The organism is Streptomyces sp. NPDC017448, from assembly GCF_044330565.1.
GTDB lineage: Bacteria > Actinomycetota > Actinomycetes > Streptomycetales > Streptomycetaceae > Streptomyces.
On the sequence record NZ_JBIRLM010000002.1, the window covers coordinates 165,897 to 187,514 of the forward strand.

17 protein-coding genes are annotated in these 21,618 nt (G+C 72.5%); 4 read left to right on the top strand and 13 right to left on the bottom strand.

Features of this window, described 5'->3' with window-relative positions:
• Positions 1 to 100: 100 nt before the first annotated feature.
• Complete coding sequence (locus ACH4K1_RS05470; protein WP_398086916.1) at positions 101 to 1,837, bottom strand: protein phosphatase 2C domain-containing protein; 1,737 nt, start codon at positions 1,835 to 1,837, stop codon at positions 101 to 103.
• Positions 1,838 to 2,025: 188 nt separating this feature from the next.
• Positions 2,026 to 5,793: a S8 family peptidase gene (locus ACH4K1_RS05475; protein WP_398086917.1), complete on the bottom strand. Its 3,768-nt coding sequence runs from the start codon at positions 5,791 to 5,793 to the stop codon at positions 2,026 to 2,028.
• A gap of 211 nt (positions 5,794 to 6,004) precedes the next feature.
• On the opposite strand from ACH4K1_RS05475, the gene ACH4K1_RS05480 reads away from it, so the two are divergent.
• Both ACH4K1_RS05480 and ACH4K1_RS05485 read left to right on the top strand, forming a co-directional pair.
• Positions 6,005 to 6,997 carry a helix-turn-helix domain-containing protein gene (locus tag ACH4K1_RS05480; RefSeq protein ID WP_398086918.1) on the top strand — a complete coding sequence of 331 codons (993 nt, stop codon included), beginning with the start codon at positions 6,005 to 6,007 and terminating at the stop codon, positions 6,995 to 6,997.
• An 89-nt stretch (positions 6,998 to 7,086) separates the two neighbouring features.
• Positions 7,087 to 7,569: a DUF456 domain-containing protein gene (locus tag ACH4K1_RS05485; protein WP_398086919.1), complete on the top strand. Its 483-nt coding sequence runs from the start codon at positions 7,087 to 7,089 to the stop codon at positions 7,567 to 7,569.
• Between the two features lie 151 nt (positions 7,570 to 7,720).
• Here the strand turns inward: ACH4K1_RS05485 and ACH4K1_RS05490 are convergent, their stop codons facing one another.
• Both ACH4K1_RS05490 and rsgA read right to left on the bottom strand, forming a co-directional pair.
• The gene (locus ACH4K1_RS05490) at positions 7,721 to 9,094 is read right to left on the bottom strand and encodes a DNA-3-methyladenine glycosylase 2 family protein (RefSeq protein WP_398087435.1); all 1,374 of its coding nucleotides are present in this window, start codon (positions 9,092 to 9,094) and stop codon (positions 7,721 to 7,723) included.
• 142 nt (positions 9,095 to 9,236) lie between these two features.
• Positions 9,237 to 10,394 (bottom strand): ribosome small subunit-dependent GTPase A, encoded by a 1,158-nt coding sequence (gene rsgA, locus ACH4K1_RS05495; RefSeq protein WP_398086921.1) that lies wholly within the window; start codon positions 10,392 to 10,394, stop codon positions 9,237 to 9,239.
• Between the two features lie 352 nt (positions 10,395 to 10,746).
• Between rsgA and ACH4K1_RS05500 the strand changes: the two genes are divergently transcribed.
• Positions 10,747 to 11,247: a DUF5949 family protein gene (locus ACH4K1_RS05500; RefSeq protein ID WP_398086923.1), complete on the top strand. Its 501-nt coding sequence runs from the start codon at positions 10,747 to 10,749 to the stop codon at positions 11,245 to 11,247.
• A 216-nt stretch (positions 11,248 to 11,463) separates the two neighbouring features.
• On the opposite strand, the gene ACH4K1_RS05505 is transcribed toward ACH4K1_RS05500, so the two are convergent.
• The 6 genes from ACH4K1_RS05505 to ACH4K1_RS05530 all read right to left on the bottom strand — a co-directional run bounded on the left by ACH4K1_RS05505 (position 11,464) and on the right by ACH4K1_RS05530 (position 14,361).
• Positions 11,464 to 11,871, bottom strand: a complete 408-nt coding sequence (locus tag ACH4K1_RS05505) for a rodlin (RefSeq protein ID WP_398086924.1) — start codon at positions 11,869 to 11,871, stop codon at positions 11,464 to 11,466.
• Between the two features lie 117 nt (positions 11,872 to 11,988).
• A complete protein-coding gene (locus ACH4K1_RS05510; RefSeq protein WP_398086926.1) occupies positions 11,989 to 12,195 on the bottom strand; it encodes a hypothetical protein in 207 nt (68 codons plus the stop codon).
• A 208-nt stretch (positions 12,196 to 12,403) separates the two neighbouring features.
• Entirely contained in the window at positions 12,404 to 12,814 is a 411-nt protein-coding gene (locus tag ACH4K1_RS05515) for a rodlin (RefSeq protein WP_073766994.1), read from the bottom strand.
• 69 nt (positions 12,815 to 12,883) lie between these two features.
• Complete coding sequence (locus ACH4K1_RS05520; protein ID WP_398087437.1) at positions 12,884 to 13,174, bottom strand: hypothetical protein; 291 nt, start codon at positions 13,172 to 13,174, stop codon at positions 12,884 to 12,886.
• Positions 13,175 to 13,432: 258 nt separating this feature from the next.
• Positions 13,433 to 13,666 (bottom strand): chaplin, encoded by a 234-nt coding sequence (locus ACH4K1_RS05525; protein WP_073766998.1) that lies wholly within the window; start codon positions 13,664 to 13,666, stop codon positions 13,433 to 13,435.
• Positions 13,667 to 13,959: 293 nt separating this feature from the next.
• Positions 13,960 to 14,361: a rodlin gene (locus ACH4K1_RS05530; RefSeq protein WP_398086927.1), complete on the bottom strand. Its 402-nt coding sequence runs from the start codon at positions 14,359 to 14,361 to the stop codon at positions 13,960 to 13,962.
• 544 nt (positions 14,362 to 14,905) lie between these two features.
• On the opposite strand from ACH4K1_RS05530, the gene ACH4K1_RS05535 reads away from it, so the two are divergent.
• Positions 14,906 to 15,601 (top strand): chaplin family protein, encoded by a 696-nt coding sequence (locus tag ACH4K1_RS05535; protein ID WP_398086929.1) that lies wholly within the window; start codon positions 14,906 to 14,908, stop codon positions 15,599 to 15,601.
• Between the two features lie 109 nt (positions 15,602 to 15,710).
• On the opposite strand, the gene ACH4K1_RS05540 is transcribed toward ACH4K1_RS05535, so the two are convergent.
• The 3 genes from ACH4K1_RS05540 to ACH4K1_RS05550 form a co-directional block, all read right to left on the bottom strand.
• Positions 15,711 to 15,992 (bottom strand): hypothetical protein, encoded by a 282-nt coding sequence (locus ACH4K1_RS05540; protein ID WP_398086931.1) that lies wholly within the window; start codon positions 15,990 to 15,992, stop codon positions 15,711 to 15,713.
• Between the two features lie 118 nt (positions 15,993 to 16,110).
• Positions 16,111 to 20,109 (bottom strand): polymorphic toxin-type HINT domain-containing protein, encoded by a 3,999-nt coding sequence (locus ACH4K1_RS05545; RefSeq protein ID WP_398086933.1) that lies wholly within the window; start codon positions 20,107 to 20,109, stop codon positions 16,111 to 16,113.
• Between the two features lie 237 nt (positions 20,110 to 20,346).
• Positions 20,347 to 21,567, bottom strand: coding sequence for an acetyl-CoA C-acetyltransferase (locus ACH4K1_RS05550; protein WP_398086935.1), 1,221 nt, complete (start codon positions 21,565 to 21,567; stop codon positions 20,347 to 20,349).
• Between the last annotated feature and the right edge of the window lie 51 nt (positions 21,568 to 21,618).

A 21,618-nucleotide genomic window follows, 5' to 3' on the forward strand; every position in this document is an offset into this window, starting at 1 on the left:
TTCCTTGCCCGTGATCCGTGCACTTCGGTTGTCCGGAGACCGGAGCGGCGAAACACCGCGCCGCCGGGCTCCGGAATCCATCAACCCACGGTGGGCGCGGTTACGCCTCCCAGACGGCGGCGCAGGTGCGGTCGTCGGCGTACCCCGCCACCCGGAGCTGGACGTCGGCGAGGAAGGCGGGCAGCCCGGGCGGGCCGCCGCTCCCCCAGCGGTCGGCGAGCTCGGCGGAGAGCTCCGGTTCGCCGCGCATCGGCTCGGCGAGGCCGCTGCCGCAGAGCATCAGCGTGTCGCCGGGCCGTGCCACGGAGGCCCGGAAGCGGAAGGGCTCGGCGGGCGGCCTCGGGGGCCCGCCGGTCTCCGCCGACGGAGGCGCGGTGATCTGGAGGTCCATGGTCAGCCGATCGCCGTCCGCCCCTTCCGCCGGTCCGCCGCCCGGCCGGCCGGTCGCGGCCTCGGGAACGACCGGTTCCAGGTCCTGCCACAGTCCGTCGCGGAGCCGGAAGAGGCCGCCTCCGCCGACGCCGAAGAAGACCCGGGTGCGGCATGCGGGGTCGGCCGACAGCAGGAGGCAGCGGAGGCTCGCGGTGTACGCGTCGGGGGCGACGCCCAGTTCGGCGGCGCGGGCGCGCAGCCTTCCGTACGTACGGTCCGTGAGCCGGTGCAGCCCGGACTTCAGGTCGCCCCGGCGACCGGCCCGTATGTCCTCGGAGAGCCGCAGGTGGCTGCGGGCGACGGCCCCGCCGATCCAGCGGCAGGCGTCGGCGGCGGCGAGGTGCGCCGCTTCGCCGGACCGTCTGCCGCCGGCCACGGCGACGAGGACGAGGGCGCTCTCGGCGGACCCGAAGCGGGCGGTGAGCAGCCCCTCGCGCCGGGGCTCGCCCCGGAAGCGGGCGGAGTCGCCGCGCACGGAGGCGGAGCGCAGGGTGTACGTGCCGTACCGCGCGCCGTCCAGGACGGTGTCGGGGACGAGCGTGTCCAGGTTCTCCGAGGTGGCGGAGGGCAGAGCGGCGGGCTCGGCGTCGTAGGTGGGGGGCCGCTCCCCGAGGTGGCCGACGACGGGCCGGTCCTCGGCGGCGAAGGCCTCGGGGCCCGGCGGACGTTCGTGCGGAGCCCCGGGGCCGGCGGGGGCGGAACCGGCCGGCCCCCGGGGCGCGGTGAAGGTCCGGGGCCCCGTCTGTCCGCCGGGCGTTTCCCAGGGAGCGGGGAAGACGGCGGTACGGGGCGACGGCGGGGGCGGCGGCGACACGGGCGGCGGGGCGGGCGCGCGGCCCTGGGCCGGGAGCGGGAGCGCCACACGCGGGTCCGGGGGCGGGGGCGACACAGGCGGGGCGGAGGGCGGGGGCGACGCAGACGGGGCGGGCGCACGGTCCGGGACCGGCGCCGCGTCCGCGGTCCCGTCCTGGTCCGGCGGCAGGACCTGGAGCCGGGAGGCGTCCCCGTGCGGATCCTGGGGGCGGTCCGCCTCGCGGGCCGCGAACGCCTCCTCCTCGCGGTCCGTCTCCCAGGGCGTTCCCGGCGCCCCGGTCGGCTCCCGGGGGCGGTCCGCCTCCGTCTTCGCGCCGCGGGCCGCGTACGGCTCCTCCTCGCGGTCCGGCCCCTCGTACCGATCGGCGTACGGGTCCTCGTACGCCTCCGCGTACGGGTTCCGGACGGTCTCGCGCACGGGGGCCCGGCAGCCGTCGTCCACCGGGCCGCCCACCGTGTCCGACACGGAGTCGAAGCGGTCGTCGAGGCTGTCGGCCGCGCTGCCGGGACCGGTGTCCGGCGCGGTCTCGTCGTACAGCTTGCGCCACCAGTCGTCCTCGTGGGCGGCGGGCGTCTCCCCCTGCTGACTCATGCCCCTATTGTCCACCACCGGGGCGGTCCGAAAACGGGACATCGGGAAAATGCGGCCCGGGAAAAGGGCCCGCCGGGCGCCTCACCCCCCACGGGAAGGACGCCCGGCGGACCGGTCGGCGTGATCGGCATATCGGCGTTCCGGCCGCTCGTACACTCAGCCGATCAGCGGTTCAGCGGTTCAGCGGTTCAGCGAACGGTGTACGCGTCCTGGACGGTCTGGACGACGGAGTTGCCGTTGGCGTCGGTCAGTTCCGTCCGCAGGGCGACGGACTCGCCCCGCGCGTCCGCGTGGTCGACGGTCGCGGTCCACCGGCCCCCCTTCACCGCGGTGGTCGCCGCGTGCCACGTCTCGCCGCCGTCGTAGCTGAAGGAGACCTTCGCGGCGGTGAGTTCGCCGGGGGCGTACCCGGCGTGCCCGGTGGCGGCGAGGCCGATCCGCTGACCGTTCTTCGCGGGCACGGTCTTCATGCCGTCCATCGGCACGTCGTAGCGCGGGAAGAGCATCGGGAGCCCCTGCGACACCACGTCCGGCTTCCGCTCCGACCGGAAGCCCCAGGTGGTCTCCGTCAGCGTGGACCGCTTCCAGACCTTGGCGGGCGAGCCGATCTTGGTGGTGGTCATGGTCAGTTCGTACGCGCCGTCCTCGGCAGGCACGCGGAACGCACCGTACGGGTAGCCGGTCTGGCCGACGACCTTGCCGTCGCGCTTCAGCCTCATGTTCCCGACGTCACCGAACGAGCCCTGCTGCCCGACGTGTTCGGAGTCGGTCATGAACGCGGGAGCCGCGCCGATCACATTGTCCTGGCGCTCGCCGGCGAGCGCGGTCCCGCCCTTCTCGTCACGCGGAGCCCCGGGAACCAGGAGACCCCGGTACCAGTTCTCCGTCAGGGTCCGGCCGGCCTGGTGGGTACGGGCGTCGCCCGTCATCAACTCGCCCCACGGGAAGCTGGAGGAGAGCATCTTCTGCCAGACGGTGTCGCCCGCCGAGTAGTACTCGGTGCGCTTTCCGGGGGTGGCGACCACGGCCATGGTGGACGCGAGGAAGGTGCCGCCGTACGGGCGGCCGACCAGGAGCGTGTCGACGAAGTCGGTGGCCACGCCCATGGATTCGTGGGTGGAGACGACCGCGCCGAGCTTCTCGTCCTTGACCTTGTAGGTGCGGTCCGAGGTGATCTGCCCCTTCTCGGGGAACGACAGGTTGTAGACATACGGGCTGACGGCCGTGGCCGTCCAGGAGACCTCCGTCCTCCCCTCGCCCAGGGCCTTCTTCAGCACGGCGGCCTCCTCGGCGCGCAGTCCGAGGACCGGCAGGGGCGCGGCCCCGTAGCCGAGGCTCGGCTGCCAGTCTCCGGCCGCGGGGCGGTGCACCAGGAGTGCCTTCGCCCCGGCGGCCTGGGCGGCCCGCGCCTGGGCCACGGCGGTCGAGTCGTCGTCGCCCACCTTCACCAGGGCGATCCGGCCCTTCACTCCGGCGGCCGCCAGTTCGGCGGCGCTGCCCGCACCGGCGTCGACGACCTCGGCGCGGTCGGTGCCGTCCAGGTTGACCGAACCGGTGGTGGCGGGACGAGGGTGCAGGGCCGCTCCGCCGACGAGGCCGAACTTCTGGATCTGCGGTGCGTAGGCACGCCAGAAGGAGGTGAAATCGAAGTCTCCGTCACGGGCCTTGCCCTGGACGTCGACCCTGTAGTCCTTGACGATCCCGGGGCCGGAGATCGACCCGGAGTGCAGCCAGGTGTCGTCCCATGTGCGGCCGAACGACAGGGTGGCGCCCCGGGTTTCGGAGACCCGGTCCTCGGTCCGCACCTTCAGCCGGTGGGCCTTGCGGACGTCGAGGACGACCGTGGTGTCCTTGGTGACCTGGAGCTGGGGGCGGGCCAGGTAACCGACGGATCCGGTCAGCCGGCCGGTCGAGTCGGCGGTGTCGGGCGACTCGATGAAGCTGGAGACGAAGTACGCGCCGGGCCGCACCCGGTAGCTCTGGTCGGTCGCACCGGCGTTGAAGCGGCGCTCGCCCGACGAGGTGTCGGTGCCGATGAGGTCGAGGGAGGAGACGCCGTCCGCGGGCTTGCCGTTGCCGTCGACGAGCTTGACGCGCAGGGTGACCGTCTCCGGGGCCACGTACAGGGAGAAGGGGGTGGAGACCTTCACTCCCCCGGGGGCCGTGGCGAGGATCCGGCCGGTGACGTCGCCGTACTGGGCGGCGGTCAGCCGGGCGTCGGGGTCGAGGGTGAGCGGGACCTCGACGGTCCCGCCGGCGGGCACGGTGACCGACGTGCGGTTCAGCTCGGCGATCCGCGAGCGGACCGCCGAGCCGTCGTTGCCGGTGACCCCCGCGAGCTTCAGCGAGAGCTTCACCGGCTTGCCGCCCGTGTTGGTGTACGGCACGGCGGCGGTGGTGCGGTCGCTCTTGTCCTGCGGCCAGTTGAAGGTGCCGCCCTGCACGGCGGAGGGGCCGAAGACGGGCGTACGGATCGCGCGGGCCACGTCGAGGCGGCCGCCGCCGGTCTCGCGGACGTCACCGGGGACGGCGCTGTGCGCCGAGGAGACCAGGGCCGCCTTGATCTGCTGGGCCGTCCATTCGGGACGGCGCTGCTTCAGCACGGCCGCGGCGCCCGCCACGTGCGGGGTCGCCATCGACGTACCGGACATGGAGCGGTACGCCTCCGAGCCCCGGCCGCCCGCCGCCGCGGCGGAGATGGCGACGCCGGGCGCGGCGATCTCGGGCTTGAGGGTGTGCGCACCGAGGGTGGGGCCCCGGCTGGAGAAGCCCGCGGTGGAGTCGTCGCGGTCCACCGCGCCCACCGTCAGGACGCCGGGTGCGCAGCCGGGCGAGGAGACGGTGTTCAGGGAGGGGCCGAGGTTTCCGGCGGCCACCACGAACAACGTGTCCTCGCTCTCGGCGAGTTCGGTGGCCGCCTGGGCCATCGGGTCGGCGCAGTCGGTGGGGCCGGCGCTGCCGAGGCTCATGGAGACGACGTCGGCCTTGTTGTCGACGGCCCACTGCATGCCCGCGATGATCCAGGAGGTCGCGCCGGAGCCGCCGTCGTCGAGGACCTTGCCGACCATCAGGTCGGCGCCGGGCGCGACGCCCTTCTTCGTGCCGCCGCTCGCCGCGCCGGAGCCGCCGACGGTGGACGCGACATGGGTGCCGTGGCCCTGGTGGTCGTCGGTGTCCCCGGATTCGGTGAAGTTCTCCGACGCGGTGATCCGGCCCTGGAGGTCGGGGTGTTCGGCGTCCGCGCCGGTGTCCAGAACGGCGACCTTGGTGCCGGTGCCGTCGTAGCCGGCGGCCCGGGCGAGGTCCGCGCCGACCTGCTTCGTCGACCGGTCGAGGCTCGCTTCCACCTTGCGGTCGAGCCAGAGCTTCTTCAGGCCGGAGCCGGACAGGGTGCGGGGGGTGGTGAGGTCGGCCCAGAAGTCGGCGGCGCGCTTCTTGTCGGCCTTCAGCGCCTGTCCGCCGATGACGTCGAGGACCGCTCCGCGCTCGGCCCCGCGCGGGGCGGCGAAGGAACGGCGGGCCGCGTCCCCGGTGTAGGTGGCGATCAGCGGGACGGAGTCCGTGCGGCTGTCGTCATAACCCTGGCGGATGAGTCCGGTGACGTTGAACAGTTCCTCGTCCACGGTGCCGGCGGCGAGGGCGGGGACGGCGGACTCGGGGTAGACGTACAGGTCGGGGCCGGACTGCCGGGTCTGGACGAGCGGCACGCTGCCGTCCTCGCGGGGCAGCGCCGTGGCGTTGGACGCACCCGAGGCGTTCTCGGTCACCAGGATCCGGTCGCCGGTGACGAGGGTCACCGTGACGGGCTTCCGGTCCGCGGCGGGCGCCGCGCTCCCGGTGATCGGTCTCTTCGCGCCGGGCGCGTCCGGTGGCACTGCCACGGACGGTGCCACGACGGTGACGGCGAGCACGGCGGCGGTCGCCGCTCCGAGTGCCGTACGCGATATCGGGCGCATCGCTCTCCCCTGGTCAATCCGGAATGAATCAGCCCAAGGGGCAGAATTCCGGGGCTCGTTGGTGCTGCGGTGGCGCCACAGTGGCAGAGGTGCCAGGGGTACGGGGGATGATGGGGGCGGCGGGTTTACGCCGTGGCCCTTTCCCGCCATCCGGGGCCCGGCCGCAGGGGCGCCACCGTGCGCGATCAGCACGTTCGGGGAGGTCGGGAGAATGCTGGGGGCCCTGGGTCTGGACGAGAGGCAGGAGGCGGCGTACCGCGCGCTCGTCGCGGCGGGGGCGGCGGAGCTGACCGATCTGGCGCACCGCCTCGCCCTGCCGGAGGCGGATGCGGAACGGGTGCTGCGGCGGCTGGAGCAGCAGGGGCTCGCCGCCCAGTCGTCGGCCCGGCCCGGCCGGTGGGTGGCGGCCCCGCCCGGGGTGGCGCTCGGCGCGCTGCTGATCCAGCAGCGGCACGAGTTGGAGCAGGCGGAGCTGGCGTCCGCGCTCCTCGCCGAGGAGTACCGGGCCGAGGCGAGCCAGCCGGCGGTGCACGACCTGGTGGAGGTGGTGACGGGGGCGAGCGCCGTCTCCCAGCGTTTCCACCAGTTGCAGCTCGGGGCGGCGTCCGAGGTGTGCGCCCTGGTGACGGGTACGCCGGCCGTGGTGACCGGGATGGAGAACGAGTCGGAGGAGCGGGCGGCCTCGCGCGGGGTGAGCTACCGGGTGGTGGTCGAGCGCGAGGTGCTGTCGACGCCGTACGGGATCATGGAGCTGTCGGCGGCGCTGAGCCGGGACGAGCAGTGCCGGGTGGTGGGCCGGGTGCCGACGAAGCTGGTGGTCGCCGACGGGAGTCTCGCCATGGTCCCGCTCACCGGGCGCGGCGCGGAGCCCGCCGCCCTGGTCGTGCACGCCAGCGGGCTGCTGGAGTCGCTGATGGGCCTCTTCGAGTCGGTGTGGCGCGACGCCATGCCGCTGCGGCTGGGCGAGGACGGCGGGGTGCGTGAGGACGGGGCCGGGCCCGACCCGACGGACCTGGAGATCCTGTCCTTGCTGCTGGCCGGGCTGACCGACGCCAGTGTGGCCAAGCAGTTGGATCTGGGGCTGCGGACCGTGCAGCGGCGGGTGAAGGGGCTGATGGAGCTGACCGGGGTCTCGACGCGGCTCCAGCTGGGCTGGCACGCGTACGAGCGCGGCTGGGTGGCCCGTACCCCTCCGGGGGGCTGAGGGCCCGGCCCGGGCCCGTCGCCGCATCCGCGCAGGTGGCCGGGGTGTGCTGACGGGCGGAGCAGGGCGCTCTCGGGCAGGCTGGTCGGATGAGTGTGTGGCAGCTCGTCGCCGTGGGCCTGGTCCTGCTGCTGGGTCTGGTCGGGGTGCTGGTGCCGGGTGTGCCGGGTCAGGCGATCGTCTGGGCCGCGGTGCTGTGGTGGGCGCTGACGGACATGACCCCGACCGCGTGGGGCGTCCTGATCGGCGCGACGGCGCTGATGCTGGTGAACCAGTCCCTCAAGCCGCTGCTGCCGCCGCGCCGCCCGGGCGAGTCGGGCGCGCCCCGCCGGACTCTGGTGCTCGGCGGGGTGGCGGGGATCGTGGGCTTCTTCGTGGTGCCCGTGGTGGGCGGGGTCCTCGGATACGTGGGGGCCGTCTTCGGTGCGGAGCGGCTGCGGCTGGGCAGCCGGGGCGCGGCCTGGACATCGGTGCGCTCGGTGATGCGGGCGACGGGCTACGCGGTGCTGGTGGAGCTGTTCTGCTGCCTGCTGGTGGCGGGCGCCTGGCTGGGGGCGGTGCTCTGGGGCTGACCGGGGCCCCGGGAGGCCGGAGGGACGGCGGGCCACCGCCCCCGGCCGGTCCGGGAGCCCGGCGGTCCGGGAGCCCCGGCCGTCCGGGAGCCCCGGCGGTCCGGGCCCGGCTCCCGGCCGGGGCCTCGGGACTTCCGGGTGGGGCGGGGCGTCAGCTCGGGTGCGGGGCCGCGTCCGCTTCCAGGTGGCGTACGGCGTAGGAGCGCCAGGGCCGCCACCGCTCCGCGCCGGGCGTTCCGCAGGGGTCCACATCCGGGTCCCCGAGCGCCCGCATGCGGATCAGGGCCGCGGTACGCCGGCCGATCCCGGGCAGCGTCAGCAGGGTCCGCTCCGCCTCGTCCCGGTCGGCGCCGGCGTCCAGCCGCAGCACGCCGTCGTCGAGCGCCGCCGCCAAGGCCCGCAGCGCCGGGTCCTCGGCGGAGTCGGCGAGCACACCGGGCTCCGGAAACAGGTGGGTGAGCCCGCCGCACGGCAGGTCCAGCCTCTTCCCGTACCGCTCGACCAGTTCCTCGGCCTCCGCGCGCCCGACCAGGGTGCGTACCGCGGCCTCCTCCGGGTCGGCCGCGCCCGGCGAACGCAGCCCGGGGCGGGCGGCGACGAGCGGGGCGAGCCGGGGGTCGGCGGCCAGCGCCTCGTCCACCGCGTACGGATCGGCGTCCAGGTCGAACAGCCGGCGCACCCGCTGGACGGCGGTGGTGAGGTCGCGCAGGTCGGTGAGGTGGACGCGGGCCTCCAGCCAGGGGCCGCCCGGCGGGGCCTCGTCGACCGCGACGATCCCGCACCCGTAGGGCAGCCGCAGGGTACGCCGGTAGACGCGGCGGCCGGGCGGGCCCCCCACCTCCTCCACCCGGGCGAGCGCCTCGGCGGCCAGCAGGTCGAACAGGGCGGCGGTGGCGTACGGGCCCCGATGGGCGAGCCTCAGCGGGATGCCGGAGCGCAGCCCCTCGCGGCGTCCGCCGCCCAGGCCGGTACCGGCCTCGGCGCGCAGGGCGCTGGGGGTGCGGGCGTAGATCTGCCGGATGGTGTCGTTGAACTGCCGCACGCTGGCGAACCCGGCGGCGAAGGCGATCTCGGTCACCGGCAGCCCGGTGGTCTGGAGGAGCACCCGGGCGGTGTGGGAGCGCTGGGCGCGGGCGAGCGCGACGGGCCCGGCGCCCAGCTCGGCGGTGAGCTGGCGCTGGACCTGGCGGGCGCTGTAGCCGAGCCGTCCGGCGAGGCCGGGAACCCCTTCGCGGTCCACGACGCCGTCGCCGATCAGCCGCACGGCCCGGCCGACGACGTCCGCGCGGGCGTTCCACTCGGCGGAGCCCGGGACGGCGTCCGGCCGACAGCGGCGGCAGGCCCGGAAGCCGCCCGCCTGGGCCGCCGCCGCGGTGGGGTAGAAGCGCACGTTGGCGCGTTTGGGTGTGACGGCGGGGCAGCTCGGCCGGCAGTAGATGCCGGTGGTCACGACGGCGAAGAAGAACGCGCCGTCGAACCGTGCGTCACGGCTGCTCACCGCCTCGTACCGGGTCCGTTCGTCCATCACACCGTCCAGTGTGCGGCAGCCGGAGCCCCCGGACTCGCGGTTTTCGGACGTCGAAGCCGGGGCCGGACCGCTACCGCACCCGGTCGGCGCCCGGCCCCCCGTCCGCTACCGCACCCGGCCGACGCCCGACCCCGGACCGCTACCGCACCCGGCCGCGCTTGGCCTGCATGGCCGCGCGCCCCTCCGCGCCCTTGCGCTTCCAGTCCCGCAGGATCTCGGCGCGTACCCGCGCGTCGGTCTTGGCGACGATCCGCTGGTTCTCGCGGATCAGCTTGCGGTAGCTCTCCAGCCGCCGCTCGGGCAGGGTGCCGTCCTCCAGTGCGCCGAGGACGGCGCATCCCGGCTCCGCCTCGTGGGCGCAGTCGTGGAACCGGCAGTCGGCGGCCAGCTCCTCGATCTCGGAGAACACCTCCCCGACCCCGGCCCCGGCGTCGTAGAGCCCGACCCCCCGCAGTCCGGGGGTGTCGATGAGGACGCCTCCCTGCGGCAGGACGAGCAGGTTGCGGGTCGTGGTGGTGTGCCGGCCCTTGCCGTCCACGTCCCGCGCGGCCCGCACCTCCATCACGTCGCTCCCGAGCAGGGTGTTGGCCAGGGTGGACTTGCCGGCGCCGGAGATGCCGAGCAGCACACTCGTGCCGCCCGAGACGATGGCGCCGAACACGTCGAGCCCCTCGCCGGTGGTGGAGCTGACGGGCAGCACCTGGACGCCGGGCGCGATGGCCTCGATGTCCTGGACCAGGTGGGACAGGGTGGCCGCGTCGGGTACGAGGTCGGCCTTGGTCAGGACCACGATCGGCTGGGGCCGGTACGCCCCGCCGGTGCCCTCGCCCAGCAGCGCGGCCCCCTCGGAGCTGGACAGGGCGAGCGCGAGGAACCGTTCGACCCTGCCGAGATCCAGTTCGACGGCGAGCGAGACGCAGATGGCGATGTGGTCGATGTTGGTGGCGAGCACCTGGCCCTCGGACCTCTGCGAGGAGGTCGAGCGGACGAAGGCGGTCCGGCGCGGCAGCAGCGTACGGACGAACCGGGGGTCGCCGTCCGCGTCGAGCGCCACCCAGTCGCCGGTGCAGACGATCCGCATCGGGTCGCGGGGGACCACGAACGCGGTGTCGGCGCGGACCGTGCCGTCGGCGGTGACCACGTCGCACTGGCCGCGGTCCACCCGCACGACCCGGCCGGGCACGAGGCCCTGCTCGGCGTACGGGGAGAAGGCCGCCGCCCAGTCCTCGTCCCAGCCGTACGGAGCCAGCGGGTGCGAGGAAGAGACGGTGGAGGAAGAAGAGAACGAGAAAGACAAGGGAAACCCTTCACAGGGTGGCCCCGGCACGCGCGCTCGGCGCGGAGAAGTGGGAGAAGGAGGTCAGCCGGTGGCCACGGGGATGAGGACGATGCTCTTCCGGTTGTGGGCAGTGCCCACCGCAACGACAGTCATCAATGTCCTCACCTCCTGGTTCCTCGGGCTTCCGGTCGCACACGTCAGCGCCGCGTGCGGAACGGACATCACCCTAGCGCTCACCCGGGGACCGCCGTCAACGGGTTTTCCGCGGCGCTGCGGGACCGGGGCTTTTCTCCGGGCTCAGCCGCAGATCTCCCTCTATCGAGTGATACGGGTGCATGAGGCCCGGTCCGCGGCCGTTAGGGTGCCGAGCATGACCACACCCCAGGCCCCCGTCGGCACGTTCACCCAGGCCCACTTGGGCACGCAGATCCTGATCGGCTGGAGCGGCCGGCAGCCCGGCGCCGACCAGGACACCGCCTTCCTCCTCGCCTACTCGCTGGGTGACGGCCAGGACGGTCCGGTGGTCGGCCGCGAGGCGATGCGCGCCGCCCTGGGGCGCGCGGGCCTGCGTGTCGGCGGTCCGATCCAGGACGCGGCCGAGACTCCGGGCATCCAGGCGAAGCTCCTCGTCCAGGCGGGGCAGGCCGTTCTGACGCTGCCTCACCTCTCGGCGCAGTACCCCGCACCCGCGGAGTGGCTGGCCGCGGCCCGGGGGCAGGGGCAGGTGTACGGGATGTTCGCCACGACCCCGTGGCCGGAGGCCGTACCCGGGCTCCCGGTCGGGGAGGACCGGCTGCGGGCCTTCGTCACGGACGAGGACGTCGTCCGCTCGGCCGCGCACTGCCTCCTCCCGGTCCGGTCCCTGGGCTGAGGCCGCCGGCCCCGCCGCCCCGGAGACCCGTTGAGGCCCACCGCCCCGCAGGGGGCGGTGGGCCTCGCCCGTGCGCGCGGCTTCCGTACGCCCGGGCAGGTGTGCCGCCCCCGCGTCGCCGCGGACGGCGTGCAGGTCAGTCGCGGGAACGGCGGCGGGCGGCCCGGAGAGTGACCCTCCGGACCGCCCGCGGTCAACGCTTCAGGCTGGGGAGCGTCAGTTGTTGCCGACGCCGTTGCCCGAGAGGACCGGGATGTCGTCCAGGATGTGCGACAGCGGCTCGTCGCCCTTGGCCTGGGTCGAGTTGTCGGCGCACTGCTGGTTCTGCGGGTTGGAGAGGACGTTGACGTCCTGGACCGCGATCGGCACGATGCCGACGAGCGAACCGACGTTGGCCTTGAGGGGCAGGCCCACGCACAGCTTGTTCAGGGTGCCCTGGACGAGCTGGCTCTGCGGGCTGAAGTCGCCCTCCGTCTCCGCGTTGCCGATCTCCGACTCGGCGCCGTTGCCGTTGAGGGTGGTGGTTCCCCCGTCGTTGCCGATCGCCATGGCCGTGGGGGCCGCGGCCGCGGACAGACCGAGCAGGGACACGGCCACTGCAGCGCCGGCCATCATCTTCTTCATCAACTTCACCTTTCGGAGCGTTCCGTTGTGGAACGTACTGATCAACTGCCGCTGCCCCTGATCGGTTGCGCGGTACCACTCAAATGGGTTGTTTCCGGCGCAAGAACGACGGTTTCCTCAGTTCCCAGGGGCCGGTTCCGAGGTACGCGCCGCCGGTACGAACCCGACGCCGCGGCGCGGGGCCGCGCCCGGGGCCGGTTCGGCGAAGGGGTGGTCGCCGCCGGCGGCCCGCCATTCGGCGACGAGCCGGTCGTAGATCGGAGTGCCGGTCGGTGCGGGGTACTGCTCACCACGCTGCGAGGTCTGACTGTCGTACGGATCCATGGGGAGGCCCTACCCGGCCCGGCCCGGATCGTCAGCCGGGGCTACGGCATCCGGCCCAACCGGATGCCCCGGCCGGAGGCTCCCGTACAGCGGGGTCCGCGCACCCCGAAGGGCCGGCCCCGGCCGTCACGGCGAAGAACGGTCGCCGTGACGGGGGAAGGGACCGGCCCCACGCGGGTCGGACGGTGCGGACCCGGGCTTCCCGGTCTCAGTTGTTGCCGGCGCCGTTGCCGGAGAGGATCGGGATGTCGTTCAGCAGGTGCGACAGGGCCTCGTCGCCCTTGGCCTGGGTGGAGTTCTCGGTGCACTGCTGGTTCTGCGGCGAGGACAGGACGTTGATGTCCTGGACCGAGATCGGCACGACACCCAGCAGCGAACCGACGTTCGCCTTGGCCGGCAGGGCGATGCAGGGCTTGTTCAGCGAGCCCTGGATGAGCGCGAACTGCGGGCTCCAGTCACCGTGGGTCTCGGAGTTGCCGTACGCCTGCGAAGCACCGTTGCCGTTGACCGTCGTGGTGCCGCCGTCGTTGGCGATGGCCATGGCGGAGGGGGCGGCCGCGGCGGAGACGCCGACGATGGAGACGGCGACGGCCGCCGAGGACATGATCTTCTTGAACATGGAAAAGCCCTTCTGGGTACGGATGCGGATCAGACGAAGAAGTCTGGGGAATCAGCCGTGTCGCGGCGGTCAGCCGCCGAGGGGGACGCCGCCCAGCAGCGGAGCCGCGCCCTCGACCGCGCCGGTCGCCCGGCCCGCCAACTTCCCGACCGTGCCGTTCTCCGAGAGCGTCCCGGTGGTCTCGGCGGCCGTGTCCACCAGGGGGTCGACGACCTGCGGGGCGCTGGCCATCACCTGGTTGAGGCCGCCGTCGAGGCTGAAGTTGGGGGCCGTGGGCGTAGTAACGGCGAAGGCGGGGGCGGCCGCTCCGAGGGCGGCCACGGAACCGGCAACGAGGGCGGCGGTCTTCGCGTACTTCACTTTTCTGGTTCCCTTCCGCGCGGCGTCTGCTTCGGTCACGTTTCCGTGCCGCACACAAGGCCTTCTTTGCCTGTGTCTTCTGCCGCTTTCCCTCTGATCAACGATCAGTGCGTATTCGGGAAACTGTGGGACACCGTTTTTCTCCGGTCTCGCCCACCTGTCCGAACGGTGGTGAATACGGCACGGGAAAGGCCCCGGACGACATCTGCCGTCCGGGGCCACCGGATACACGGGCCTGCGGCCCGGCCGGTCACGAGGTCACACGTTGGCGCAGGTGTTGCCGAAGGCCGGGTTCAGCACGCCGATCACGTTGACGGTGTTGCCGCAGACGTTGACCGGGATGTGGATCGGGGCCTGGACGATGTTGCCGGACAGCACGCCCGGGGAGTGCGCGGCGACGGCCCCGGCACCGGCGTCGGCCATGGCCGGCGCGGCGACGCCCATCGCCATGAGCGTACCGGCGGCGACTGCGGCAACCTTGGTGTACTTCACTTCTCTACCCTTTCCTCGGCGGAGTCCGGTGCGGCCACGACTGTCGTGGCCGCCCGAGTCAGGTTCTGATCTCTCACGACTCCGGCGCTGTCCTACGTAACGATGAACGTCCGGAACAGGAACTGTTCGACGGGCGAATTCCCGGATATACGCCCGAATGCCGCAACGCCCGGCGTGCCGCGCCGAGGAGAACGCGCAGGGCGCCGGGGGCCCCGCGCCCGGGCAGAGCAACGGGCCCGAGCCGCTCGGTGGAGGAACGCCGAGGGCTCGGGCCCGGGTCGGGAGGCCGCGGATCAGTTGTTGCCGGCGCCGTTGCCGGAGAGGATCGGGATGTCCTCCAGGATGTGCGACAGGGCCTCGTCGCCCTTGGCCTGGGTGGAGTTCTCGGTGCACTGCTGGTTCTGCGGCGAGGACAGGACGTTGATGTCCTGGACGGCGATCGGCACGATGCCGATCAGCGAACCGACGTTCGCCTTGGCCGGCAGGGCGATGCAGGGCTTGTTGAGCGAGCCCTGGATGAGCGCGAACTGCGGGCTCCAGTCACCGTGGGTCTCGGAGTTGCCGTACGCCTGCGAAGCACCGTTGCCGTTGACCGTCGTGGTGCCGCCGTCGTTGGCGATGGCCATGGCCTGCGTGGCGCCGAGACCGAGGACGGAGGCGGCGACAGCGCCCGTAGCCAGAACCTTCTTGATCACGATTAACCCTTCTCGCACTGATTGCCCCGTGGCGGAGCGCCCTGACCAACCCGGCCCGGGGCCTTTTGGTTGCGCGCGTTCACCCGAATGCCGGACGCGGGGAACGGTCACGCCCCCTGTTTCGCACGGCGCCCCGTTCGTGAAGGAAATGCGCACGCCCTCCCCTGCCCGCGTTCGCCCGAACGGGTGATCGACGGTCACCGGTTCCGATGCCCGGCCTCTTCCGTCGAGGAAGAAATGCGCGGTCAATACCGTGCAACAGACGGCCAGTTGACGGCGAATCGTTTTTCTCGCTCTCTCCGCAGGGGCAGACGGGGATGAGGGACACCACCTATTCGGGTGATGACACATTTTCCCCTCAACTCCAAGTTTCCCGCTCACTCCCGAGTCGTTAGGACAGTCGTCCAGCGTGCACGTCTTCACCACCTTTCACCATGGCGTCCCGCGGGTTCCGGCTGTGCTGCGGCTCCGCCCCACGACAGCCCGGTCCGCGTACGAAGCACCCACGCGATGTCCTCGCGAATGTCCTAAGGAAGGGCAAGTAATGCGACAGGTCTTGAACAAAAGCATGATCGTCATGGCGGCCGCATCGGGCCTCCTGGCGGCGGTGGGCGGCACCGCGCACGCCGACGCGACAGCCGAGGGGGCGGCGGTCGGCTCACCGGGGGTCGGTTCGGGCAACACCGTGCAGGTGCCTGTGCACATCCCGGTCAACGTCTGCGGCAACACCGTCAATGTGATCGCCCTGCTGAATCCGGCCTTCGGCAACAAGTGCGTGAACGCCGACGGCCCGAAGCACGACCACCCGCCGGTCGACAAGCCCCCCGTGGACAAGCCCCCCGTCGACAAGCCGCCCGTGGACAAGCCGCCGGTCGACAAGCCGCCCGTGGACAAGCCGCCGGTCGACAAGCCGCCCGTGGACAAGCCGCCGGTCGACAAGCCGCCGGTGGACAAGCCCCCCGTGGACAAGCCCCCGGTCGACAAGCCGCCGGTGGACAAGCCCCCCGTCGACCACCCGCCGGTCGACGAGCCGCCGGTCGACGAGCCGCCGGTGTACCAGCCGCCGACCGACACCCCCGGTACCGACACCCCCGGCTCCAACACGCCCGGACCCAACACTCCGGGCGCGCACCTCGCCGACACCGGCGCCGCCGACCTGGGGATGGCCGCCGGCGCGAGCGCCGCACTCCTGCTCGGCGGTGCGGTGCTGATGCGCCGCGCCCGCAGCGCGCGGGACTGATCAGGGCTGACAGAGCTCCCACGGGAGAACGAGGTCCGGCCGGGCAGCGGGGACTGTCCGGCCGGACCTTTGCGTCTGCGTCTACGGCAGTCAGTTCGACGCGGTCAAGCTACGGACGCAGACTCCAGATCAGGTCGCGCGGCCCGTCCTGATCGTGCCCCGAACCGCCCTGGGGGCGCCTTCGTTCAGCTGTGATCTTCGCGCACTGCACGTAGCCCCCGCCTGATCGGGAACTCAGGCGGACGATGACGAAGGAATCTCGCCACTTCTCGTCCACACCAGAGCTGTCGAAGACCTCCCGGAATTCTTTCCCGTCCACGGGATGCAGCCGCAACTCCTCGTATCGCATGGCGAGCTGCATGGCGGCGACTCCTTCGAAGAGAAGGTCCACCCCTTCATCCTCGGACTCCCCTGAAGCCGCCCGAAGGAGGAGCTGCGAGTGCCCGACTCCGTATCTCCACACCCGGAACGTGAGGTTGGATTCGAAGATCACCGGCACAGAATCGTTCTTACTCAAAGGGGGTGTCGACCTTCTTTCCGTTTCGATACCAGGTGATCCTATCCCACGCGTGGGAGGATTGACTGATCTGATAGAGCTCCCAGGCAGTGAACCCTTCGAAGTCATTGGCAGGATTGACGCTCTTCCCGCGCGCAGCATAAGCGACGGGATCGGAGATTCCATCCAGGTTGAACGATATACGCGTGGTGTTCCCCTGGGAAAGAAATTCCTTTACGTGGGTGTACCACTGCTTGTCGCCAGGCCAGTGCTTGTACATGTCCGCCCCATGCTCCATGGCGAACTCGACGAGGGCGAACGGGTTGTCGTCCGTCTCCGACTTCCCCAAAGCGATGTGCGGGCAGTCGGAATTGTGGACCAGTACAGGGGTTTCGCCCGCCAGCACGTAGTAGGTGTGGAGGTCGTCGACCGTGAGGTTATAGGTACGGGCGTGCTGGGTGAAGGCCGCGTTGCCCCGGACGGCCGGCCGGGAGCCGTCGTCGCTGAGGAGGGTGTCGCCCGCTTCGAGATCGGCCGCTTCGACCCATTTCCCGCGTGACGGGCTCCAGAACGGGTGCTCGTACGTGGCTGTCAACTCGGCCGGCCCCTGGCGGGTTCCCACCGTGAGGGTGTTGAAGTGCTTGTCGTGTTCAGTGACGATGAGGCGGGTCACCTTGCGCGCGGCCGTGCGGCCTGTGACCGGGTCGGTCGCCCGAACCAGGTCACCCCATTCGACGTCCTCGATGTTCCTGTGACTGCCGTCCGCCATGAGCACCTTGGTACCGGCGGGGAAGCACGTCTCACAGGAGATCCGGTTCAACGCGCGCAGGCCCTCGTAGGCGCCCTTCAGTAGCCTGATCTTGTTGTTGATGGCCGCGTCCTGCGCCAGATCGGCGCAGGCTTCGAGATCGTAGTCCAGACAATTCTTGAGCTGACTGAGGCCGGCTATCGCCACTCCGAGCTCGAACATCGCCTGGGCATAGGGTTCCACTACCTTGGCCATCGCGAGCGAGGTGCAGAAGGGATCGCCAGGAGGTTTCCGGTCGCAGTAGAACGGATCGTTCTCCTTCGGGCACCCCAGAAGACCGCATTTTCGCATGCGTTCGGCCGGGGTGTCCTGCCGAAGCTTTCGGCGTTCCGCCTCGGCTTCCGCCTTGAGCTTGTCGATGGCGACACCGAAAGCATCCCTGGCCGCCTTGTCAGCGGCGGCCCAGTCCTTCCCCGCAGCGACAGCGGACTCTCTTGCCTTGTTCGCGTGGGCCCAGGCGGTGGTGGCGGAAGCCCGGGCCAGTTCCGAGGACACCGTGGCGTCGGCCGCGGAGACACTGGCCCGGGCCGCCGATCTGCCGGCTGCGTCCGCCGCCCGCCGGGCGGTCGCGGCAGCCTCCGCGGCCCTGGCGGCGGAGGCTTCGGCCTCCTGGGCAGACCGGGCGGCCTGCTCCGCGTACGTACCGGCACTCTTCGAGGCGGCCGAGGCCTCCTCCGCGTACGTCTTCGCTTCGTCGGCCGCCTTACGGGCGATCGCCGCTACCCGGTGGGCCTCCGCCGCATTCTGCTGGGCCCGGGCGGCCGTTCCGGCTGCCTGCGCCACAAGCCCCTGCACGCGTGCGACGTGCGTCGCCGCCAGCAGATCCTTGCGCTGGGCCATGTACTGGCCTGAATCGATGAAGCGGTGCAGTAGCTCATCGGGGCCTTCCAGGGCGATCCGTGCCGCGGACCGCACCTCGGGGCCTCCGCTGTCCATGAGCTGTGCCGCGCGGACCCGGTCGTCCTGCACCTGCGCGCTGTGCTGGCCCGTCTCCAGGAACGCACGGTAGGAATCGAGGGAGTGGGAATTCAGCGCGGCACGGGCGGCGTCACTGAGCACAGGGCCACCGGTGTCGGCGAGCTGTGCGATGTGAATCCGGTACTGCGATTCACCGGCCTGGTACTGGCCAGTCTTGAGGAACTCCGCGACGGCGGCCGCGTCCCCGCCGAGGGCCTGCTCCGCCGCGTTGCTGATCGCCGGGACCGGGCTGTCCGTGGAGAGACGGGCCACCTGGGTCCGGTCGTCTTCGTGGGCGGCCTCCAGCCAGCCGCCGCGCACATAGGCGATGACCTCCGCGTCCGGACCCGCGACCGCCGCCTCGGCGGCTGCTTGGGCCCAGGGGCCACCGTCGGTCAGCGTCAGAACGGCCAGGCGGCGCCCCTGCCGGGCCACAGCCGCAGGGTCCGCGTCCGGGCGTACGGCTTCCGCCGCGAGTCTTCGGGCCTCTGCGGCCCGCTCCGCCGCCAGTTGGACCTGCGTGCGCCGGTCCTCAATGCGGGCCGATTCCTCAGCCTTGAGGTCCTTGGCCCGCTCGATGCCGGCGTTGGTGCGTGCCTGCAGTTCGGCGGCCTCGACCTCGCGGGCCAGGGCAAAGATGTCCTTCGCCTTCTTACTGGTCGCCGTCGCGTTGTCCGCTGCCTCCTTGGCGGCGACGGCGTGTGCCTTCGATTTCGCGGCGGCAGTCTCGGCGTGACCCGCCTGATCGGCGGCCTCCCTGGCGGCCTTGGCCGAAGCACGGGCATGCCCGGCCGCCGACCGGGCCGCGTCACGCGCCTCCCCCGCGGCCACAGCGGACTTGCGTGCCAGGGCCACCGCCGCGTTTGCGGCGCGGGTCGCTTCCGCCGCGTGGCGGCGTGCCGCGGCGGCCGCCTGGCGGGCCTCGATGGCTCTGGCGTCGCTCTGATCGGCGTACCCGCCGGCCTCAGTGGCGGCCGTGGCGGCAGCGGTGGCATTCGCACCGGCGGCCAGCGCTGCGGCCGCCGCGTCCCCCGCCGCGTTCGCCGCGTTGGTGGCCTGGTCCGCGGCCTCCGCACCCTCATCGGCACCGCGCGCCGCGGCTTCAGCCTCGTCCGCCGCCTGGCGTGCGGCACTGGCCTTCGTGGCGTCGGTCGCCGCATCCGCTGCCGCGCTTCGGGCGCGGGAGGAGGCTCTGGCCGCACCGGCAGCCGCGGCCGACGCCTGGGCTGCCGCGTTGGCGGCGATGCGGGCGGCGTTGTTCGCCGCGGCGGCGGACGCGATGGCCTGACGCGCGGCGGCGGCGGCCTGGGTGGCGGCCGACGCTGCCCGGCCTGCCGCACTGGCGGCCTTGCTCGCGTCGCCCGCTGCCTTGGACGCCTCGTCGGCTGCTCTGAGCGCCGCCGCCTTGGCCAGCTTGGACGCCTCGACGGCACGGGCGGACTCGGTCTTGGCCGCGGCTGTCTCGGCCGCCGCCTGCCGACCGGCCTCCTTGGCCTGTTCGGCGAGCTGGGCGACCGTCAGGTGCTCCTGGTCGCGCGCCCGGGCCACATGCTGTCCGACTTCCAGGAACTCGCTGATGTCCTCGGGCGAACCCTGAAGGGCGAGTCTGCCGGCCGCCCGGACAGCGGGCCCACCTGTACTGAGGATCTGCACCGTGGCGACCCGCTCGTCCTGCTCGCGCAGTCGGTATTGACCGCGCGCGAGAAACTCCCGTACCGCTTCGGGTGTGCCGGCCAGGGCTGCCCTGCCCCGCTCCTGAACGTTCGGCCCGCCGGCATCGATCACCTGGGCGGCCCGGACCCGCTCGTCCTGCTCGAGGGGCGCGCGCCATCCGAAGTCGAGGAAGGTCCTGAGCCGTTCCTGCGAGCCGGCGAGCGCCGCGCGCGCCGCCTCGATGGTGTTCGGGCCTCCGACGCTGGCGATATTGGCCGCGGCGACCCGATCGTCCTGGTGGGCGTTGGAGGCGGCCTCGGCGAGGAAGCGGTCGATGTCGGTGTCACTGCCCGACAGTGCCACTTCGGCGGCGGCCCGGACACCGGGGCCGCCGACCTTCCAAAAGGTCAAGACCCGTCCGCGATCCGTTGGTTCGGCTACGGCAGCCTGTGCGCTGCCCGTCGTCGGGGCGGCCGCGCCAGCCGGGACGGGATTCAGCAGACCGACCAGGCAGGCCAGCGGAAGGAGGCTCAGACAGAGGAACCGCGAGACGGCTCTCCCCGGTCCGATGATTCTGCGACGGTGGTTGTCCATCGTTGGTGAAGCACTCCATTTCGGAGAGCCCGTGCACCTCTGCGGAACACGAACGTTCAGAGGCAGGCAACCGATGCGCACGGTGCGGCGGTTCGAGCCGGATCACCGCTCAGACCGGGCCTGAGTCCATGTCCACTTCCCGGACCAGGCATCGAGCTTATGTTCGATCGACCTGCGAGACCTCCAAAACCTACGTAGCCCTTCACATCGTGTCCACTTGTATGCGCGAGAACAGGCCTAGTCCGCGATGCGTTCGAAAATCGCGGCGAGCCCCTGGCCGCCGCCGATGCACATCGTCTCCAGGCCGTACCGGCCCTGGCTGCGGTGGAGTTCGCGGGTGAGGGTGGCGAGGATGCGGGCTCCGGTGGCACCGACCGGGTGGCCGAGCGAGATGCCCGAGCCGTTGACGTTGATCCGCTGGTCGTGGTCGGTCTCTCCGAGGCCCAACTCCCGGGTGCAGGCCAGGACCTGGGCGGCGAACGCCTCGTTCAGCTCGATCAGGTCGAGGTCGGCGAGGGTGAGGCCCGCCCGGTCCAGGGCGGTGCGGGTGGCGGTGACGGGGGCGATGCCCATCGTCGCCGCGGGAACCCCGGCGCGGGCGAAGGAGACCAGGCGGACGAGCGGGACGAGTCCGAGGCGTTCAGCGGTCGCGGCGCTGGTGACCAGACAGGCGGCGGCCGCGTCGTTCTGACCGCTGGCGTTGCCCGCGGTGACGGTGGCGTCCGGGTCCGATCCCGCCATCACCGGGCGCAGGGCGGCGAGTTGTTCGGCCGTGGTGTCGGGCCGGGGGTGCTCGTCGGCGGTGACGACCGTCTCGCCCCTGCGGGTGCGCACGGTGACGGGGACGGTCTCGGCGTCGTAGCGGCCCTCGGCGGCGGCGCGGGCCGCGCGCCGCTGGGAGCGGAGGGCCAGGGCGTCCTGGTCGGCGCGGCTGATGCCGTACTCCCGGCGCAGATTCTCCGCGGTCTCGATCATGCCGCCGGGGACCGGGTGGTGGACGCCGCCGGCGGTGACGCGGCCCCGGGCGAGGGCGTCGTGGAGCTGGAGGCCGGGGCCCTTGATGCCCCAGCGGCCCTCGTGGGTGTAGTACGGAGCGGCGCTCATCACGTCGACGCCGCCCGCGATCACCACGTCGCTGAACCCGGCCCGGATCTGCATCGCCGCGTCCAGCACCGCCTGGAGCCCGGAGCCGCAGCGCCGGTCGGTCTGGGAGCCGGTGACCGTGGCGGGCAGTCCGGCGTCCAGAGCGGCGACCCGGCCGATGGCGGGGGCCTCGCTGGTCGGGTAGGCGTGGCCGAGGATCACTTCGTCGACCCGTGCGGGGTCGATGCCGGTCCGGGTGACGATCTCCGCGATGACGTGCGCGGCCAGCGCGGCCGGGGTCTGCTGGGCGAAGGCCCCGCCGAACCGGCCGATGGGGGTGCGCAGGGGCTCGCAGATGACGACGTCGGGCTGCACGGCGGGGCCTTCCTTCGGGGGCGGGGGCGGGGTGCCGGGGCGGACACGGTC

Excerpts from the sequence above, each read along its gene's own strand:
- ACH4K1_RS05500 (WP_398086923.1), top strand. The coding sequence starts at position 10,747 with ATGACCACACCCCAGGCCCCCGTCGGCACGTTCACCCAGGCCCACTTG.
- ACH4K1_RS05515 (WP_073766994.1), bottom strand. The coding sequence starts at position 12,814 with ATGTTCAAGAAGATCATGTCCTCGGCGGCCGTCGCCGTCTCCATCGTC.
- ACH4K1_RS05490 (WP_398087435.1), bottom strand. The coding sequence starts at position 9,094 with ATGGACGAACGGACCCGGTACGAGGCGGTGAGCAGCCGTGACGCACGG.
- ACH4K1_RS05535 (WP_398086929.1), top strand. The coding sequence starts at position 14,906 with ATGCGACAGGTCTTGAACAAAAGCATGATCGTCATGGCGGCCGCATCG.
- ACH4K1_RS05545 (WP_398086933.1), bottom strand. The coding sequence starts at position 20,109 with ATGGACAACCACCGTCGCAGAATCATCGGACCGGGGAGAGCCGTCTCG.
- ACH4K1_RS05475 (WP_398086917.1), bottom strand. The coding sequence starts at position 5,793 with ATGCGCCCGATATCGCGTACGGCACTCGGAGCGGCGACCGCCGCCGTG.
- ACH4K1_RS05510 (WP_398086926.1), bottom strand. The coding sequence starts at position 12,195 with ATGGATCCGTACGACAGTCAGACCTCGCAGCGTGGTGAGCAGTACCCC.
- ACH4K1_RS05505 (WP_398086924.1), bottom strand. The coding sequence starts at position 11,871 with ATGAAGAAGATGATGGCCGGCGCTGCAGTGGCCGTGTCCCTGCTCGGT.
- ACH4K1_RS05485 (WP_398086919.1), top strand. The coding sequence starts at position 7,087 with ATGAGTGTGTGGCAGCTCGTCGCCGTGGGCCTGGTCCTGCTGCTGGGT.
- ACH4K1_RS05480 (WP_398086918.1), top strand. The coding sequence starts at position 6,005 with ATGCTGGGGGCCCTGGGTCTGGACGAGAGGCAGGAGGCGGCGTACCGC.
- ACH4K1_RS05470 (WP_398086916.1), bottom strand. The coding sequence starts at position 1,837 with ATGAGTCAGCAGGGGGAGACGCCCGCCGCCCACGAGGACGACTGGTGG.